General features: G+C 40.3%; 17 protein-coding genes. 4 read left to right on the top strand and 13 right to left on the bottom strand.

The window, feature by feature from the left end:
- Window positions 1–29 precede the first annotated feature (29 nt).
- The 7 genes from ACO1D1_RS04595 to ACO1D1_RS04565 form a co-directional block, all read right to left on the bottom strand.
- Window positions 30–707: an AlkZ-related protein gene (locus ACO1D1_RS04595; RefSeq protein ID WP_423335123.1), complete on the bottom strand. Its 678-nt coding sequence runs from the start codon at window positions 705–707 to the stop codon at window positions 30–32.
- Between the two features lie 117 nt (window positions 708–824).
- On the bottom strand, window positions 825–1,823 hold the full coding sequence (locus ACO1D1_RS04590) for an SPFH domain-containing protein (protein ID WP_149868829.1): 999 nt from the start codon (window positions 1,821–1,823) through the stop codon (window positions 825–827).
- Between the two features lie 98 nt (window positions 1,824–1,921).
- Complete coding sequence (locus ACO1D1_RS04585; protein WP_149868828.1) at window positions 1,922–2,716, bottom strand: TPM domain-containing protein; 795 nt, start codon at window positions 2,714–2,716, stop codon at window positions 1,922–1,924.
- The gene (locus ACO1D1_RS04580; RefSeq protein WP_423335122.1) at window positions 2,713–3,741 is read right to left on the bottom strand and encodes a TFIIB-type zinc ribbon-containing protein; all 1,029 of its coding nucleotides are present in this window, start codon (window positions 3,739–3,741) and stop codon (window positions 2,713–2,715) included. The genes ACO1D1_RS04585 and ACO1D1_RS04580 overlap by 4 nt, the downstream gene beginning before the upstream one ends.
- An 88-nt stretch (window positions 3,742–3,829) precedes the next feature.
- Window positions 3,830–4,510 carry a PspA/IM30 family protein gene (locus ACO1D1_RS04575; protein WP_149868826.1) on the bottom strand — a complete coding sequence of 227 codons (681 nt, stop codon included), beginning with the start codon at window positions 4,508–4,510 and terminating at the stop codon, window positions 3,830–3,832.
- 216 nt (window positions 4,511–4,726) lie between these two features.
- On the bottom strand, window positions 4,727–5,227 hold the full coding sequence (locus ACO1D1_RS04570; protein ID WP_149868825.1) for a hypothetical protein: 501 nt from the start codon (window positions 5,225–5,227) through the stop codon (window positions 4,727–4,729).
- A 170-nt stretch (window positions 5,228–5,397) separates the two neighbouring features.
- The gene (locus tag ACO1D1_RS04565; protein ID WP_223820897.1) at window positions 5,398–5,889 is read right to left on the bottom strand and encodes a hypothetical protein; all 492 of its coding nucleotides are present in this window, start codon (window positions 5,887–5,889) and stop codon (window positions 5,398–5,400) included.
- A gap of 364 nt (window positions 5,890–6,253) precedes the next feature.
- On the opposite strand from ACO1D1_RS04565, the gene ACO1D1_RS04560 reads away from it, so the two are divergent.
- Window positions 6,254–7,165, top strand: a complete 912-nt coding sequence (locus tag ACO1D1_RS04560; RefSeq protein WP_149868824.1) for an EamA family transporter — start codon at window positions 6,254–6,256, stop codon at window positions 7,163–7,165.
- Between the two features lie 251 nt (window positions 7,166–7,416).
- Here the strand turns inward: ACO1D1_RS04560 and ACO1D1_RS04555 are convergent, their stop codons facing one another.
- Entirely contained in the window at window positions 7,417–8,619 is a 1,203-nt protein-coding gene (locus tag ACO1D1_RS04555) for an MFS transporter (RefSeq protein WP_423335121.1), read from the bottom strand.
- Between the two features lie 389 nt (window positions 8,620–9,008).
- Between ACO1D1_RS04555 and yiaA the strand changes: the two genes are divergently transcribed.
- Both yiaA and ACO1D1_RS04545 read left to right on the top strand, forming a co-directional pair.
- Complete coding sequence (gene yiaA / locus ACO1D1_RS04550) at window positions 9,009–9,479, top strand: inner membrane protein YiaA (RefSeq protein ID WP_149868822.1); 471 nt, start codon at window positions 9,009–9,011, stop codon at window positions 9,477–9,479.
- A 703-nt stretch (window positions 9,480–10,182) separates the two neighbouring features.
- Window positions 10,183–11,055: an AraC family transcriptional regulator gene (locus tag ACO1D1_RS04545; RefSeq protein ID WP_423335120.1), complete on the top strand. Its 873-nt coding sequence runs from the start codon at window positions 10,183–10,185 to the stop codon at window positions 11,053–11,055.
- 153 nt (window positions 11,056–11,208) lie between these two features.
- Here ACO1D1_RS04545 and ACO1D1_RS04540 read toward each other — a convergent pair whose 3' ends face one another.
- The 5 genes from ACO1D1_RS04540 to ACO1D1_RS04520 all read right to left on the bottom strand — a co-directional run bounded on the left by ACO1D1_RS04540 (window position 11,209) and on the right by ACO1D1_RS04520 (window position 15,458).
- Window positions 11,209–11,511, bottom strand: a complete 303-nt coding sequence (locus ACO1D1_RS04540) for a DUF3221 domain-containing protein (protein WP_423335119.1) — start codon at window positions 11,509–11,511, stop codon at window positions 11,209–11,211.
- A gap of 24 nt (window positions 11,512–11,535) precedes the next feature.
- Window positions 11,536–12,132, bottom strand: coding sequence for a VanZ family protein (locus ACO1D1_RS04535; protein WP_423335118.1), 597 nt, complete (start codon window positions 12,130–12,132; stop codon window positions 11,536–11,538).
- A gap of 172 nt (window positions 12,133–12,304) precedes the next feature.
- Entirely contained in the window at window positions 12,305–13,663 is a 1,359-nt protein-coding gene (locus ACO1D1_RS04530) for an MFS transporter (protein ID WP_423335199.1), read from the bottom strand.
- A gap of 78 nt (window positions 13,664–13,741) precedes the next feature.
- Window positions 13,742–14,461, bottom strand: coding sequence for a purine-nucleoside phosphorylase (deoD, locus tag ACO1D1_RS04525; RefSeq protein ID WP_423335117.1), 720 nt, complete (start codon window positions 14,459–14,461; stop codon window positions 13,742–13,744).
- 256 nt (window positions 14,462–14,717) lie between these two features.
- Window positions 14,718–15,458, bottom strand: a complete 741-nt coding sequence (locus ACO1D1_RS04520; RefSeq protein ID WP_149868817.1) for a GntR family transcriptional regulator — start codon at window positions 15,456–15,458, stop codon at window positions 14,718–14,720.
- A gap of 474 nt (window positions 15,459–15,932) precedes the next feature.
- Here ACO1D1_RS04520 and ACO1D1_RS04515 point away from each other — a divergent pair, with 474 nt between their 5' ends.
- Window positions 15,933–16,949, top strand: a complete 1,017-nt coding sequence (locus ACO1D1_RS04515; protein WP_149868816.1) for a S66 family peptidase — start codon at window positions 15,933–15,935, stop codon at window positions 16,947–16,949.

The raw sequence follows: 16,949 nt of genomic DNA, 5'->3' as shown, positions 1-16,949 counted from the left end.
TTCGCATATTTTTATAACCGTTTAAATGATTAAAACGTAAAGATTTTCCCCAGTGCTTTCATCGATTCTGGGTTGCAGATCTTGGAAAAGTGCTCATTCAGCTCCTTTGTTGCTTCCTCCGTATGGATCTGAACTGAATCAACATGATTATTTGTTGCCCAATAGTCCAAAGTCTCAAAAGACGTACTGCTCCAGCCATTCTTTTCACCCAGCTCATTGGTCTTTTCCTTCGTTCCAGAGACAACAATATCCATGGACCCTTGTAATTCCAGCAACGCGAGATCGAATGGTTTCTTCTTTTCTTTCTCCTTCATTCCTGCTTTTGCCCTTAACAGTCTGGTATCAATGCCCGGTTCATCATGGATAAGTCCAAATAATTCTAAAGCTTCTCTTGATACGAGTCCATCATTATAGCGGCGTTTTAGCGTATGATTGGAGCCTAAAACTGACTTAACTAATGGAAGTAGCTCACAAGAAATCAAAACAGACTTTTTCTTAATAAACTTCCCGTATGCAGCCACCCCCTCAACTGAGAATTTTGTACGCCACATCCACGGATCCAATTCTGAACCACAATGCCAATGATTCTTCGAAGTAATACTATCTAATGAGGGATAATCAGGAATTAACTTTGCCAATGGCAGCAACCCAATTTCCTTAATCACTTCAATGGCTTCTTCATATGTACGAATCTGGTAATTCTTCATTCATCTCAGCTCCCTAGCTCTATTCTTATATATCTACTAAATATTGTAACTAATTTTACTTATCAATAAACTATAAAAAACGCTGTTGTTCATTCAACAGCGTCTTTCTGTTTGAGATTAGGGAATGAGCTTTTGCCCGCAGTTTGAACAGAAGTTGGCAGCGGCTGTTTTGGTCCCGCAATTTGGGCAAAAGTTTGGTCTCTTTTGGTCATCTGCATTCGGCTGCGTTGGAGATGGAGTGTTTTGCGTTGGTGCAGGCTGCTTTTGGGTTTGCTGATTCATTTGATTCATCATTTGACCCGCGATATTCATCCCCATCATCATTCCCGCCATGTCAGATGCCGTTCCGCCTCCGCTCATTTTTCCGGAAGCCATCCCGTCTGTTATCGAGATTTGCTGGTATCTGCCCACATCACTCACCATTCCATGTGAAGCGTTTTTGGTAATCATTTCTTGAATTTCTTTTGGATAGCTGAAGCTCATAATGGTAAATCCAGTGATCATGATGCCACTTTTAATCATCTGCATATCTAAATCCTCTTGAATCCCTTTAGAAATGTCGAAGGAGTTAGCCTGGAGATTGAACATATCCTTTCCTTCTTTTGTAATCCATTTCATCAGGAGCTGGTCAAGAATCGAGGTGATACGAATTCTGACATCCTCGATAAAATATTGATCCTTCACACCGGCAATTTGATCAATTAAAGCAATATAATCATGGACTTTAAATTGAAATGTCCCGTTTGCCCTAATTGGCATGCCGCCTGGAAGTCCAAGTGTCGGGATATTAATCGCATTTTGAGTACCCCATTTCACCACAAATTCCTTCGTGTTCACAAACAGCACTTCTACTCGCATGCCACTATTGAAGCCAAACTTAAAACCCTTTAAAGTCGATAAGAAGGGAATGATTTGTGACTCGATATCATACTCTCCATCATCACGAAATACCCCTTCAATTTTTCCATTGTTAAAAAATACCGCATCTTGACCAGGACGAATAATCAATCGGCTCCCCTTCTTGATTTCCCGATTACTCCATTTATAAAAAATCATATCATCGCGAAATTCTTGCCATTCTACGACATTTGCAAATTGGTTTCTAAAAAAAGACATCCACCATCTGCTCCCTTCTTTTTTAAATTTGAGAATGGTCTAGCTCAAGCACCGTAGCCGCGAAACGCCGCTGACCAGGGCGCTTGCGCTTTTCTTTGTTAAAACTTGCCGCTGCTGCCGCTATGTGAGTGGCCGCCGCTTGAGATGCCGCCTCCGCCTCCGCTTTTCGAGTTGTCTGACGGTTTCCTTTCCCTCGTCACGGTTTGCCTTACGAAGTTATCATACTTGCTTATGATTCTTGATTGATTGCCATCCATATAGGTTTGCTCATTTACTGTAATCCTGCCGCCGGAGCGGTAGGCCATAAACATAACAGCGACACCGCCTACAATGATGGAGGCAATGAGTTGGAACCACCATGTAAATAAAATATTTTCCGGATTCACACCCGGCTCATAGCCCATATACTTATGCGATGTAGTGATGAAGTCTGAAAATGCTTGATAATAGTTACCTTCAGACAAGTCTGGAGTAATTTTCTCACGTATCTGATCAAGCCGTCCATCATCCAAATACTGCTCCGCTTTTTTAAAACCTGCCAGATACACGTCTCGTTTATCCAAATCAATCGCTAAAATGGCTGTATTTCCAAACGCCTGATCATAGCCGGGGCCATGTTCATCATAGAAGTCCTCGACATATTGAATGAGTTTCTTTCCTTCCGTCCCATTTACCGTAATGATAATAAAAGCGGTGTTTCTTTCTTTCCCCAGTTTACTAGATATAGATTGAAGTTCTGCCTCTTCTTTTCCGGTCAGCAGCCCGGCAAAATCATAAATGTACTGTTCAGAATCAAACGATTCAGCATTAACTCGTGCCCCTACTGGCAGCAGCAAAATAAAGGAAAGTAAAAAGACGAGAAGGCTTCGTTTTTGTCCTAAAATTCCACTCACCAAAAGCCGCCTCCCATCATATAAGAGATACATTTTAAAGCAAAAAAAGTTCCAGCCGTAATGCCGCTGAACCACGCTGCCACCTTCCCAGTACTGATTGGCGGTTTGCCGACGACTTTCCCCGTCTGCCCATTCATCGCAAACGTATGCTCCGAATGGTTATAATCATAGCTGACCATCCATACAGGCAGTAAAACATAGTTACTTTTCACTGATTTGGTATCGACCTGCTTTTCCTTCATATTTACGGAATGATAACCTGATAGTGTGGAATGAATATAGGAATCAATATAGTCACTGATTTTGTCTTTCGCCCTTGGCAGCAATTCTTCGTCTGTATAATTGTATTTCTCCGCAAGATAACCTGCCAAATAGGGAGTTTTAAACTCTTTTAACTGATCGTATGGGTAGGGTTCTAATTTATCCATTAATTCATCGTTCATTTTCTCTGATGCATCAACCGGAATCTTGACATAATCTAGGTTAATATCGCGATAGACATCAAAATACTTTGTTTCTGTATAAGTATTATCGCCCTGATCATAGGTCCTGACTTTTGTACATGTGGCATTCACTTGCACCTTACTATTTAAATCAAATAACCAAAATGGTACATACATGCCTGTAATACTTTTAATCCGGTCCGCCGTCATAAACCCTTTCGGGGTAAGGAGCCCCTTCCTGCACCATTTTTGAAACGCCTTCACTGCCTCTTCCTTACTAATGGTAAAAGGAATCACCTTCCCCGGTGCAAGCTGACCTGATAATCGATCGGCGATGACGACGCCCGCTCCGCAGAACCCACAGTTTGTTGCCGCTGTTTCTGCTGCTGTCATGAGAACGGCTCCACAATTTTCACAATGGTACTCATTCGCTTCATCTTCTGAAAAACTTGCTGTCCGCAACTCCTCAGGATAGTTTTCGATATTTTCGTGTCTGCCGCAGCTTTGGCACGATAATTCACCTGAATCCGGATCAAAGCTCATATCGCTTCCACAACTGGGACATTTATAATGAAGAATCATTCCTTCTTCACCCCTTTGATATTAAGAAAATGTAATGGCCGCCGGCCAAAAGCAGCAGCATTCTGGGTCTGCAGCTTTCGGTAGCTGATTACCCTTTATGTTTCATTCTTTCTTTTAAGGCGGCAAGTTCATTCTCAACACCGTCGCTCTTTTCATCGTATTTGGCTGTTAAATCGGCGATGTCATCTTTCGGAGCTGCATTTAGTTCCGCCATTGCATTTCCCTCGTCCAGTGCACGATTGACCTTGTCTTCCATTCGCTCAAATGCGGAAAGCGATTGGCCTGAATCCGCTGTCGATGCTCCAAGCTTATTCATTCGTTCCTTCGTCTTCGCCACGGACCATTTCGCTTTTAACATATTTTTGCGCGCGTCCAATTCACCAATATCGGCGGCAAGTTTATCGTGCATCTGTTTCATTTGCAGAGTGTTGGCAGCAGCTAATTGAGAAGCTGTTTGTAGCTCCGTTAATTTTGCTGAGAGTGCTGCTTTCTTTTCCAAGAACTTTCGTGCATCTCCTTCATTTCCTGCTTCTAGCGCCTTGATTGCATAACGTTCCATTTTCGCCATATCTTCCTGGCACTCGGTTACGACCCTTTTTGCACGCTGCTCTTCTGCCATGACGGAAGCCGTTTCCGATTTTACCTTTCCTAAATCCTTGCTAAGGTTTCGTAAATACTGATCAATCATCTTCTCTGGGTCTTCTGCCTTATCCAATAACGCGTTAATATTGCTCGCCATAATATCTTTAAACCTTGAAATAATACTCATCTAGATCATTCCTCCCCCTTTTGAAAAAACAAATCATTACATTATACTGGTTCATGTAAAAAAAAGTTTCATTATTTTGCCAGGAGTAGGATATTCGGCTTAAGAAACGAAAAAGGAGAAAAGAATCATCAATCGACGATTTCCCTTCTCCATTTTTGTTCACTACCCTTACCTCTATTTGACATTTCAACCACCAACATTTTATTTTTTAAATAGTCAATTAAAAGGCGGCAATGTGATGGAATGGATTAAGTTATTCTGCAGCGTTTGAAAGGTCTCCTTCCCAAAAAAGGCATTGGCTTTGTGTTCGATTTCGGATAGAATGGCGGCATTATCACGGAGTGTTTCACGAATACGCTCGACAATCAGCAAGGCGTTTGCACCACTGATTTGTTTGGCAACCCGCTCAAGGAGTACCTGTGTGTCCACAGAAAATCTCCGGGCAAAGCTCCTGCATCTGACGATATTATTGTGCAGAAACTCTGAATTTTCATGGGCAAAATTACGGCGGATACAGCCTCTCATCCCAGCATATCCATATGAAACCTCCGATGCAGCGCGGTAAAGCAGAATCATCCCGTCCGCACGGCTTGAGTCAGGATGCAGCCTTAGTTCTGTAATGAGGGAGACCAACTGTTTCACCACAAATGTGCCCTTTTCCGTGGCATTCCACCATTCCATTAAGCGCTGCTCTTGTTCATTCATGTTGTGAGACATACCCGAGAACCCTCCCTTCTTTTGTAATATAAGCGTATTAGTTTCGGCTTTGAGAATTGTCCAGCTCCAGCGCCCTAGCGGCTAGTGTCCTTCGCTCTCCGTGTTTCCTTTATCTCAGTTGGAGCGCTCTAGGCCATACGCCGCTGACCAGGGCGCTTGCGCTTTTCTTACTAAAGGCGAGGAATGGATTGAATATTTTGGACCCGCTTTAGAATCGCATCCCATTCTACTCCCAAAAGTGCCTTCCCGTACCCGATCGCCTCGTTAATATTTTCAGCAATTTGCCGGTTGAGATATTGACTTTGCTCGATTAAATAATAGGTTTCTGCTGTTGCCTCTTTCGCTACAAGATCGAAATTGGGCCCTAATTGTTTTTCGCTGATTCTTAGTGTATCAAGGTCAAGAACAAGCATTTCTTTAGCGAGAGCGAGCACTTCACCATTTCGAAGCCGCTGAATTGTCCCCCTTACCGCATCAAAACCATAGCCGACATCTGCCACTGATGCATGATAGGGATTTAGCCCCGGTGCATTCCGCAGTGAAGGAATCATGCGAAAACCAGTCGTTATTGAGCAAACGACTTCCTTTGCCGCCATCCCTTTGTCTAAGGCGGAATCGATGGCACCAAGATAACGATTCCACTGATTGGAGCCCATTTGCATAAAATCCCACCCTTAACTTCTTATTCCAAATGCCTTCATAATTACTATATTCAATAGGAATTTGTCCTAATGATCGGAAGAACATTCTAAATCAGGAATACCAAACTATTGGAACCGGGGGTGTTTCACAAAAAAATGTGTACCACTAAAAAGGGAGAGACCCATAAAAATACTCATTTTTTTATTGACATTCATTGTCATTTGTTTTAAAGTAACAAAGTCAGATTGAATAATAAAAAACCATTTGTTTGTGGACTTTTCTAGAGAATTCTCTATTTTCGCCACACAGCTTATTACTATAGCTGTGTGGCTTTTTTGCGTTAAAAAGGAGCTACGGCTCGATAGAATGAAAGGGGTAGAAGAAATGAAAACATGGCAATATGCACTTCTTGTTTTTTTAGGGGGATGCTGTTACGGCGCATTATCCACATTTGTAAAACTAGCTTATTCAGCTGGTTTTACCGTTGCAGAGGTCACTGGGAGTCAATACCTAATGGGGGCTTTACTAATTTGGATTTTGGCTCTTTTTTCAAAAAAGAAAAAACTTACACTTGCTAAAATAGGTACACTGCTATTATCGGGAATTCCACTGGGTCTTACGGGTGTCTTTTATTATCAATCATTGCAAACACTTCACGCATCCCTAGCAATTATATTCTTATTTCAATTTGTTTGGATTGGCAGCTTATTTGAATGGATTTTTTATAAAAAGCCGCCGACAATTGGGAAGGTTGTTTCGATTGGTATTCTTGTCATTGGGTCGATTCTTGCAGCTGGTGTAATCACTGAAGGCGGCGGGGAAATTACATGGCAGGGGACCGTTTGGGGACTACTGTCGGCTTTGACATATACCTCTTTTATCTTTCTGAGCAGTACGGTGGAAAAGGATACACCACCTGTGCAAAAGAGTGCTCTTTTTGCCACTGGCGGTTTGATTACTGTACTGATTCTCGTTCAGCCAACGGAGTTATTGGATTTACCTGTTTTCATCGGAGTAGCGCCATACGGTCTGTACCTTGGCTTACTAGGAGTTGCTCTGCCGCCGCTTTTACTTTCAATCGGAATGCCGCATATCGGTCCGGGACTTGGAACCATCTTAACAGCTTCCGAACTTCCGATTGCAGTCATACTATCATCACTAGTTTTAGCAGAACAGGTTAGCATCTCACAATGGATCGGGGTTGTTTTAATTTTAGGCGGAATTGTTGCCGGTAATGTGAAGATATCTAAAGCTAAAATGAAGGCTGTTTCTTTGGAAGGGGAATCGGTATCTTAAGAGTAGCCGGGGCTGGACGGGCAGAACGACTGAAGGACTTTTCACTCTAGCTTTCTCATTAAAAAGTCCTTCATTCATCTTATGAAGGACTTTTCTCTCTAGCCTTCTCATAAAAATGTCCCTCATTCATCTTATGAAGGACTTTTCTCTCTAGCTTTCACTCGAATATGTCCTTCATTCGCCTTATAAATGTCCCCTGCCAATTCCTGCGTTCTTCCGAATTTCCCCTCTTCTTCTTTTTCTCAAACCCACTAAGCGTTACTTTTTCTTGCTGATAGGCCGATCAGACTCTTTCCTTTCCAATAGGCCGCTCCCATTGCAGCCAAAAGCAGGATACCTGTTACAACAAACACGATTTGCACAGGGAAAATGCCGCCAATGAAACCGCCAATCATCGGGCCCATCATCCCGCCGATCTGGTTGGCGGTTTGACTTAATCCAAATGCCCGGCCGCGGAAGTCCTCCGCTGTTGATTTCACAACAAGACCATTTAATGCAGGATACACCGCACAGAAAAAGACACCAAATACAAATCGGATAATCGAAAAGCCAATTATTTCGCTGAATAGAATTTGTGCCAGCGTGCCAATCCCGCCGCCAAGTAAACCTATCACGAGTACCCGATGAAATCCTACTTTATCGGCCCACCTTCCCCAGACAGGTGCAAATAAAGCACTGGCAATCCCAGGAAGGGAAAACACGATACCCGCCAGCAGTGAAGCCTTGTCCACTGAACCGCCCAATTTTACAATATACAAAGGAAGGACCGGCTCAATCGTCATAATAGACCCCGCGGTAATGATGGTTAAGAAAAGCACCAGCATCAATGGCCGATTGCTCCAGGCTTCTTTTATATCATTTTTGACAGAACCTCGCTTTTTGCTTGGCGTAAAATTCTCCTCGGTCACCCAAAGGATGACGAGAATCGTCGAAATCAAAGTGAAGATCCCAGCGCTGCCAAAGGCCCAGCGATTGCCGACCAAATGGGCAATCCCCCCTCCTAGAAGAGGTCCGACAATCCCGCCTGAAGCGGATGCGGTTGAAATCATTGACAACGCGTAGCCTACTTTTTTGCCCGGTGTATTCGTCCCAATTAAGGCAATCGCTCCAGGAATAAATCCAGTTAATAGTCCTTGGGAAATTCGCAAGGCCAATAACTGATAAGGATTGGTTACAAAAGCGGTTAGAGTGTAGATGATAAATAGACAAAAGCCGGCCCGGATAATCATCGGTTTTCGTCCATATTTATCAGCTACACTCCCCCAGAATGGTGAAGCGATGGCTCCAGCAAAGAAAGCAGCGCTGAATAACAATCCTGCCCACATCTCAACATGTTCGGTGACACCAATTTGCGGAAGAAAAATGGGCAAAAACGGAATCACCATTGAAAAGCTTGCTGATGTAAAAAAGACTCCAATCCACAGCACCCATAAATTTCGTTTCCAGCCTTCCATGTTAATCCCTCACCTGCGTATATCCTATATAATTTCCCCCTAACTTTAACACAAATGTGGAAAAAAGGAACGTTTAGTGTCCCGAAATACATGCCCATATGATTTTTTGTAAAAATATCTTATAAGAACAATTTAATTACGCAGCAAATCCAATTGGACACGACCTTGATTGCTCTGGCACCGACCTTCTTGATGAAAAAAGCCTTTATTGTTGAAAAATCAAGTACAGCTCCTAACATTCAGCCATGGACTTTTATCTTAATTGGAAATAAAGTAAAAAATTATCTATTTTTTGTAAGAAACTTCTATATAATAGATTTAGATAGGAGCACTACAGTCTATCTAGTGCTCCATTTTTATTCGATAAAAAGAGGGAGGCGGAACATTCAATGTCTAATGATAATGAGGTTTTGTTAGATAAAGGAAAACAAAAGGATCCAAAAATGAAAGTAGCAAGGAAAGAAGGAGAACCTACTCCAGCTTTCATAGGTGCTTCTTGGGCTGCGCTATTAGTAGGTGTTGCGGCATATCTCATAGGTTTGTTTAACGCATCTATGCAATTGAACGAAAAAGGGTATTACTTTGCAGTTTTAATATTTGGACTCTATGCAGCGGTATCTTTACAAAAAGCAGTAAGAGATAAGGATGAGGGAATACCTGTTACTAATATTTATTATGGGATTAGTTGGTTTGCACTTATTGTATCTATTTCATTAATGGGTATCGGTTTATTCAATGCAGGAAGTATTGATTTAAGCGAAAAAGGATTTTATGGTATGGCTTTTGTTCTTAGTTTATTTGCAGCCATAACGGTCCAAAAGAATATTAGAGATACACAAAGGGCTAGAGAAAGAGATTGATTTATTTTCTCTGGATTTGACTGGAGGCTAATTCAAATCTAGGGTGTACGACGTTCTAACTCGATTACCGTTATAATAAGATCAAATATTACAATCGGGTGAATATGTGGAATTAGAAAATTGAAACGACAGAAATCTGTCGTTTTTTTAGATATCAATATAGCAAATCCGATTACTAATTTATGCTCATGACTGTTCATTTACCGTATGAGAGCTCGTTGTCCCTTATTGGTCAAGGTAACTCCTTTTCATTTACCGTTCAAGTGCCCTTTTTCCCTCTTCGGTCAATGTAACTCCTTTTCATTAACCGTTCGAGTGCTCTTTGTCCCCTTTCGGTCAATGTAACCCCTTTTCATTTACCACAAAGTCACTATTTTTCCTTTTTCGGTCAATGTAACCCCTTTTCATTTACCACAAAGCCACTATTTTTTCTTTTTCGGTCAATGTAACCTCTTTTCATTTACCACAAGGCCACTATTTTTTCTTTTTCGGTCAATGTAACCTCTTTTCATTTACCACAAGGCCACTATTTTTTCTTTTTCGGTCAATGTAACCCACTCGAGCGAAAATCTTTTAGATAAAAATTGGACATTTATGAACAACCTGGTAAAAATAAGGATATAAGGAATCTGTTCGAATCAAGCATAAATTGACAGGATTCTTGTTCAGATTGCTAGTAGGATAGAATCAGGGAGTGAGCGATATGGGATGGGTCGAATCGTTGCAAAGGGCAATCGACTATATGGAAGAGCATTTATTAGAGACAATTTCTATGAAAAAAATTGCGAATCAAGCGAATGTCTCGGTATTTCATTTTCAACGTACTTTTGCAATTTTAACAGATATAACGGTTGGTGAGTATATTCGCCGCAGACGATTAACCCTCGCTGCGCAAGAACTCTCACATACTAACAGTAAAATTATAGATATCGCCCTTAAATATGGCTATGACACTCCTGAAGCTTTTACCAAAGCATTTCGGAGGCAACACGGGATTACACCTAGCCAAGCAAGAAATTACCGTGGAATGCTGAAATCGTATAACCGCCTGATGATTCAGGTGAGTCTGAAGGGAGCAGATCCGATGAATTACAAAATTGTCGAAAGAGAAGGTTTCCAAGTTGTTGGCGTCAAGAGAGAGTTTTCATGTGTAAATGGGGAGAATTTAATTGGCATCCCAAAAATGTGGGATGATGCTAATACCGAAGGGACCAGCGATTTATTAATCCAGTTAAATAACGGGGAAATCAAAGGACTTCTGGGCGTATGCGTCGAAAATACGGATCAACAATCAACAGTAATCGATTACTGGATTGCTGCCGAATCCGTCGGGGACGTTCCTGAAGGTTTTTTGACGCTTGAAATCCCGGCATCGAAGTGGGTTGTTTTCGAGGTTCACGGTGCGATGCCCGATGCTATCCAGAAGGTATGGAAGCAAATCTATTCAGAATGGTTCCCTTCCAACCACTATAAGCCTGCCGGTACTCCCGAATTAGAAGTCTATTTTGAGGGAGACCCTGGTAGCCCTAATTACTATTCCGAAATTTGGATTCCATTAATGGAAGAACTGAAGTAACTATAAGTTTTTTGCCTTTGGCCTCATGAACCGCTCATGAGGCCTGCCAGTCTGATTTTTCAACGCCTTCATCCAATAGTAACTGGACTAATATTTGCCAACCAACTGTGTTCCTCCAAGGATTAACGCAGACATCATCAAACGTTTCCTCCTTTATTTTTGGGTATGCTCCATATTCAGTGCTTTCGCTTGAGCAGGCGATGATTCCTTTACTTCACCATCAATCCAAACGACAATCTCTTGATTTATCTCAAACTCAGCGATATTTCCCGTTTCGTGTAACGTAACCCACACGCGGCCATGGTCTTTATCTTCGATCATTATTCGGTTCCCCGCTTGATCAATTTCGGTAATACTCCCCTTTAGATCAATTGTCCCTTTAACTGCTTCATCCTTGCCACTGCAGCCTGCTAATATCAAACCAACGATTAGGGGTACAATAAATAGCTTTTTCAAAAGGAACACCACCCAAAGTCATACTTAAGCACCTTTGACTCTCACCACTTTATGAATCGCCGGATACAAAACATAGCCAATCCATACCCCCAGCAAATTTAAGATCATATCATCAATATCCATACTGCCCCGCTTTGTCAGGTGTTGAGTCGTTTCAATTAGAAGAATAATCAAGCCAGATATAAAAAACAGCTTTGGCCTCAATGGATTTTTGGATAATAAAAGGGTAACGACACCAAACGGAACGAAAAGCAAAACATTAGCCGTAATATTATAAAAAGCAACAAGAAAATTCCCATTCCCCGACAGGAATCCTGCAATCGTTTTAAATGGGACAAGATTTATTTGACTATACTCCTGGTTTGACGGACGGAAAAATAATAATACCAAAAGGCCGAAACTATACACGATTACAATACTAATAATGATAGTTTTTGAGATATGGATGGTTTCTTTACGCGCAAAGTAAACCACAAAAAACACAAGTATTGTTACACACAACCAAACGACGGCCAGAACAATAGGATGTAGATAAGATAATAGCCGTAACCAGATTGGGAATAGAGCCATAAATATAAGTTGCGATAATCCAATCGATAACCAAAGTGATTTGTTTTTCATCGTAACAATCAGCGCCACTCCTTTTATGGAAAAAAACCACAGTCCACTTCTTGATTATACACAAGGCGAACAATGGCTGTCATCATTCGCCTAACTCCCAATATAAAAAAAACCCTGGACTTTTCCGTCTCAGAGTTCTCTTCAATATAAACCTATATGGTTTTTTTATGAGTTACTTTCGCCCAACCAATCCCCAATATACAACTAAACTAAAAGCTGAGATTATCGATAAAATTAATAATATATTACTATACATGGATGCATTTGCAAGGTGGATATATCCCAACAAATTAGTTTTCATAGAAGCTGAATCCATCATTGCAGCTGTATAGGCAATACCAATTGAAGCGGCTACATTCAGAACGAGATTATAAAAGCCCACCGCTGTGCCGGATTTTTCCTTGGCAATTGTACTTACACATGAATCAATCATCGGTGCGTACATGAGTGCAAATGAACTAGAGAATATTATCATTGAAAAAACAAACACGACCACTGAACTTTGGATAAACAATCCACCTAATAATACACTGACAGTAATGCCAGCCATTGCTATAATAATCGATTGCTTACTTCCGAGAAATTGAGCAATTTTTCCAGAGAGTGCACCAACTGTGGCAGATAAAACATACGCTGGAATCAATAATAAAGAAATCGTATCAAGTTTCAAACCATAAATGTTTTCAAGCAAAAATGGAAATAGAAATATATACGCTAATTGAACCGAGTAAATTACAAACGCTACAGCAAGCAGTGAAACAAACCGTTTATTTTTGAAGAATGAAATATCAATGAATGCCTTGGCGTTCTTGCTAATATAAGCAAGAAATATAAAAATCGCCAAAATAAACACCAGTAAATAAATCCAATTGAAGTTTGAAATATATAACATTAGAAACGCAGCAATAACACCTACAAGGAACAAGCCAATAACATCAACAAAGCCGGCCTTCCCTGTTTCCTTTGGAAGATATTTCAAGATAAAAGGAAGAAGCACGATGGTGATAAGAGCAACTAAAAATAGGCTTGTCCAATGTAAATATGTTGATACATAACCACCTGTCAATGAACCAATAACAAGCGATAGGGCGTAGCTGCTCGTACTAAATCCCAAAAACTTCTTTTGTTCATTTTGAGGTAAATGTTTCGTAACAAAAATTACGTATAACGTTTCTGCTGAAGCCAACCCGGCTGTTTGAATGATACGTGAGATAACTACAAGCACAAATGAATGTTGAAGCACATAGCCCATTAATGAACCCACACAAATTAGAATAATTCCCACACTTAATAATCTTCTAATACTAATGGAGTCAGCTAAAGCAGCATACACGACGGCTCCAATGCCGATAACAAGACCAGCCAATGTTGCTTGCCAGCTGACTGTTGTTGCAGAAATTCCAAAGTCTTTGGCCATATCTACAGAAATAATTTTAAATGAATTATCAATTACCAAGCACAAAACAAACAATAATAATAGAACTGGCACAGCTTTTTTTATCGTAACGTCTTGCGCTTCGGATTTATTCATACTAAAGGTAGTCATGTACTACAATTCATCTCCCTCTTGCCCAAGTTGCTAAAATCCTTAAGAAATAATGTGAACTTCTTAAGCAAGCTCCAAGGCAATTTCCATCATATTCGTAAACGCTGTTTGTCTTTCTTCCGTTGTTGTTTGCTCATGTCTAAATATATGGTCACTAACGGTTAAAATGGTCAATGCATTCACTCCCGCGTGAGCTGCATTCATATACAGTCCTGCTGTTTCCATCTCCGCACACAAAATGCCCATCTTACTCCATCTTTCTAAAGCTGTTTGGTCCGCATTATAAAAGAAATCACTGGAAAGGACATTTCCTACATGAACAGGAAGACCTTTTTCGTCTGCTACTTTCTTTGCTTTCTCTAAGAGTGCAAACGAAGCTATATTTGAATATTGCCCCGGAAGATTGTATTGCTGGACATAGTTAGAGTCAGTTGATGCCCCCATTGCAATGACAATATCATACAAGTTCAATTGGTCTTGGATCGCTCCACATGAACCAATCCGAATTAAATTTTTCACTCCAAAAATATGGATGAGCTCCCATGAATAAAGGCTCATACTAGGTGTGCCCATACCCGTTCCCATAACAGAAATTCTTTTTCCTTTAAATGTTCCAGTATATCCATACATATTACGTACGTCATTAAACTGGACGACATCCTCCAAATAGGTATTGGCGATAAATTTTGCCCGTAATGGATCCCCTGGTAAAAGAATCGTTTCCGCTATTTCTACACCATTTGGTTTAATATGAGGCGTTTCTCTTAATTCATTTGTACTCATGTTCGTTCTCTCCTTTTGATTAAATGAAATAAACTACATTAACTCTTGTTTCCGCTTCCAATTACTACAAGGATTCCCCTTTTTAAACAACGTTGTATAGTTGTATAAAAAGTTGTATATAAATTACACAACCAAAGAATAGCATACAATTGTTCTGTTAGCAATAACTATTTTATTGTTAGGTTTTCCGTATTTACACACAAAAAAACAGTATATTTCAGAAAGAAATATACTGTTTGGCTATTTGGAAAAATTCCTATTTTGCTGCATTAATTCTGATTTGACTGAACTCTTTTGGAATATAGTATTTATTATAGACAACCGGATATTGGTCACTTATATAAACACTTTCGAGGATTAAATCACATTCCTCACCTTTAAAGAGTTGATATTTTTGTAACATTTTATTCACGGCAACGGATCGTTTGATTTCAATAGTTGAAGAATTGGCAAGTTCATATACCTTCTCTTCAAGCATCGCTAATAATTGCATGTCATTCTGCAGATCCAAATTTAGTTCAGTCACGGTTTCGACTGCCATCATTGTAAGGCTATAGGCTACTACTTTTTCCCCACTTTTATACCAGCGTTCGAAAGCAACTACGGCAGCCATCTTTTTCTGTAATACTTCCTCTGCATAGTCGCTGACTAAATCAATTCTGAAATTCAGTTCCACTTCATCGATTATTTCTGAATGACATTTGTAAAGCGGATTCCCCACTTTCTCGAGGCCAACTGTTCGATGGTTTTGATGGGATTTCGTAATAAAGTTCCCTTTCCCATGGACATTCCTGACCAAGCCATCATCTTGCAAAAGAGCCAAAGCCTGTCTCAACGTCATTCTGCTTACACCCAATCTTTTAGCAAGTTCAGGTTCCGTCGGCAGCCTGCTGTCAGGAGGAAAGGTCCCCTCCATAATTAGTTTATATAGCTTATCGTAGACCATTATGTATAATGGCTTTTTTGATTTATTCAAATCCTCATGATTGAAATTCATGCTTCCTCACACCTATTTTGGTTTTATCATAAATGATTATCACCATTATACCGTATTCATCCGTGGATTGTTTTCAGGGTCTATGATTTTTATATTATTTATATTGGGACATTATTTCTAATAATTAACGAAAGAGTAATATCTAATTCATATTTTATTAATAATATGAAGTTATAGTATTTAGTAGCGGGGATAGCATGCGTGGCTATCATGGTATTTGGCGAAGGCGGAGCCGGTACTCAGTCCTTTGATTTAAAGGGACTTGGAAATAAGCTTCTTTTTACCTTTCGTTTAAATGATAACTCATAATAATAAGCTCTCCTTTTGTCCCCATCCTTCTTCCACCCTTCCTTAATGTATCCACATTTGTTATTTTTTCCGTATCACAGGCAGAATTAAATAGTATTGTAGAAATGTAAGTTAACATTTTAGCATGATTTTGGTAAAATCATCTAAAAGTGAGGGGGATTCTCAATGATTACATTTCCGCATTTAAGAGATGGAGCACAAATTGGTGTAACGGCACCGTCTTCGGGCGTAGAAGATGAATTACATGAATTGGTCAAGCTTGCACGCAGACGATTGGAACAAGATGGTTTTCGAATTACCTGCGGCGATACTGTTTGGACACAAAATAAGGCTAAGTCCGCTTCTAAGGTAATACGAGCAGCCGAATTTAATGAGATGATGGCTGACCCTGAAATCGACATCATCATGCCCCCTTGGGGTGGTGAATTATTAGTAGAAATTCTCGAACATATTGACTTTGAAAATATTAAAAATAAATGGGTGTTAGGATACTCTGATACTAGCAGCTTGCTTCTTGCAATAACATTGAAGACAGGAACCGCAACCGCTCACGGAACTAATTTAATTGATTTACGCGGGGAATATTCCGATGCAACGACGGCCATGTGGAAATCTGTTTTATCGACAAAGACGGGAGAATCAGTACTTCAGAGGTCCTCAGATTACTATCAAAAAAAGTGGCAGCATGACAATCCCTCTCCATGTGTTTTTCATTTAACTGAAAAGACTATGTGGAAAACTATTTCAAATCAAAATGTGAAATTCCACGGCCGTTTACTTGGCGGCTGTATCGATATCATTAGACATTTAATCGGTACACCATTCGGTGATATCCAGAGCTTTAGAAAAAAACATATTAACGATGATCCTGTTATTTGGTATTTGGAGAATTGTGAATTGAATACGACTGACCTTCGAAGATCATTGGTGCAAATGAAATTAGCCGGCTGGTTTGAGCGTTGTTCAGGCCTAATGTTTGGCCGAAGTCCAGCGAATACTCCCGTCGAAAACTATACAGTTAACGATGTATATCAAGACCTTGCCGATGAACTCGATATACCGATTATCTATGATATTGATTGCGGCCATGTTCCACCGCAAATTACCTTTATTAATGGTGCATATGCAGAGGTTATGGTTACAGATGGGAAAGGAACCGTTTTACAATATTTTCGTCCGTAA

This window comes from Neobacillus sp. 19, assembly GCF_049463095.1.
Lineage (GTDB): Bacteria > Bacillota > Bacilli > Bacillales > Cytobacillaceae > Neobacillus.
Note: the sequence above shows the minus strand (reverse complement) of the source record. Positions and strands in the feature narration are given on the sequence as shown.

Excerpts from the sequence above, each read along its gene's own strand:
- ACO1D1_RS04595 (WP_423335123.1), bottom strand. The coding sequence starts at position 707 with ATGAAGAATTACCAGATTCGTACATATGAAGAAGCCATTGAAGTGATT.
- ACO1D1_RS04590 (WP_149868829.1), bottom strand. The coding sequence starts at position 1,823 with ATGTCTTTTTTTAGAAACCAATTTGCAAATGTCGTAGAATGGCAAGAA.
- ACO1D1_RS04580 (WP_423335122.1), bottom strand. The coding sequence starts at position 3,741 with ATGATTCTTCATTATAAATGTCCCAGTTGTGGAAGCGATATGAGCTTT.
- ACO1D1_RS04575 (WP_149868826.1), bottom strand. The coding sequence starts at position 4,510 with ATGAGTATTATTTCAAGGTTTAAAGATATTATGGCGAGCAATATTAAC.
- ACO1D1_RS04570 (WP_149868825.1), bottom strand. The coding sequence starts at position 5,227 with ATGTCTCACAACATGAATGAACAAGAGCAGCGCTTAATGGAATGGTGG.
- ACO1D1_RS04565 (WP_223820897.1), bottom strand. The coding sequence starts at position 5,889 with ATGCAAATGGGCTCCAATCAGTGGAATCGTTATCTTGGTGCCATCGAT.
- ACO1D1_RS04560 (WP_149868824.1), top strand. The coding sequence starts at position 6,254 with ATGAAAACATGGCAATATGCACTTCTTGTTTTTTTAGGGGGATGCTGT.
- ACO1D1_RS04555 (WP_423335121.1), bottom strand. The coding sequence starts at position 8,619 with ATGGAAGGCTGGAAACGAAATTTATGGGTGCTGTGGATTGGAGTCTTT.
- yiaA (WP_149868822.1), top strand. The coding sequence starts at position 9,009 with ATGTCTAATGATAATGAGGTTTTGTTAGATAAAGGAAAACAAAAGGAT.
- ACO1D1_RS04545 (WP_423335120.1), top strand. The coding sequence starts at position 10,183 with ATGGGATGGGTCGAATCGTTGCAAAGGGCAATCGACTATATGGAAGAG.
- ACO1D1_RS04535 (WP_423335118.1), bottom strand. The coding sequence starts at position 12,132 with ATGAAAAACAAATCACTTTGGTTATCGATTGGATTATCGCAACTTATA.
- ACO1D1_RS04530 (WP_423335199.1), bottom strand. The coding sequence starts at position 13,663 with ATGAATAAATCCGAAGCGCAAGACGTTACGATAAAAAAAGCTGTGCCA.
- deoD (WP_423335117.1), bottom strand. The coding sequence starts at position 14,461 with ATGAGTACAAATGAATTAAGAGAAACGCCTCATATTAAACCAAATGGT.
- ACO1D1_RS04520 (WP_149868817.1), bottom strand. The coding sequence starts at position 15,458 with ATGAATTTCAATCATGAGGATTTGAATAAATCAAAAAAGCCATTATAC.
- ACO1D1_RS04515 (WP_149868816.1), top strand. The coding sequence starts at position 15,933 with ATGATTACATTTCCGCATTTAAGAGATGGAGCACAAATTGGTGTAACG.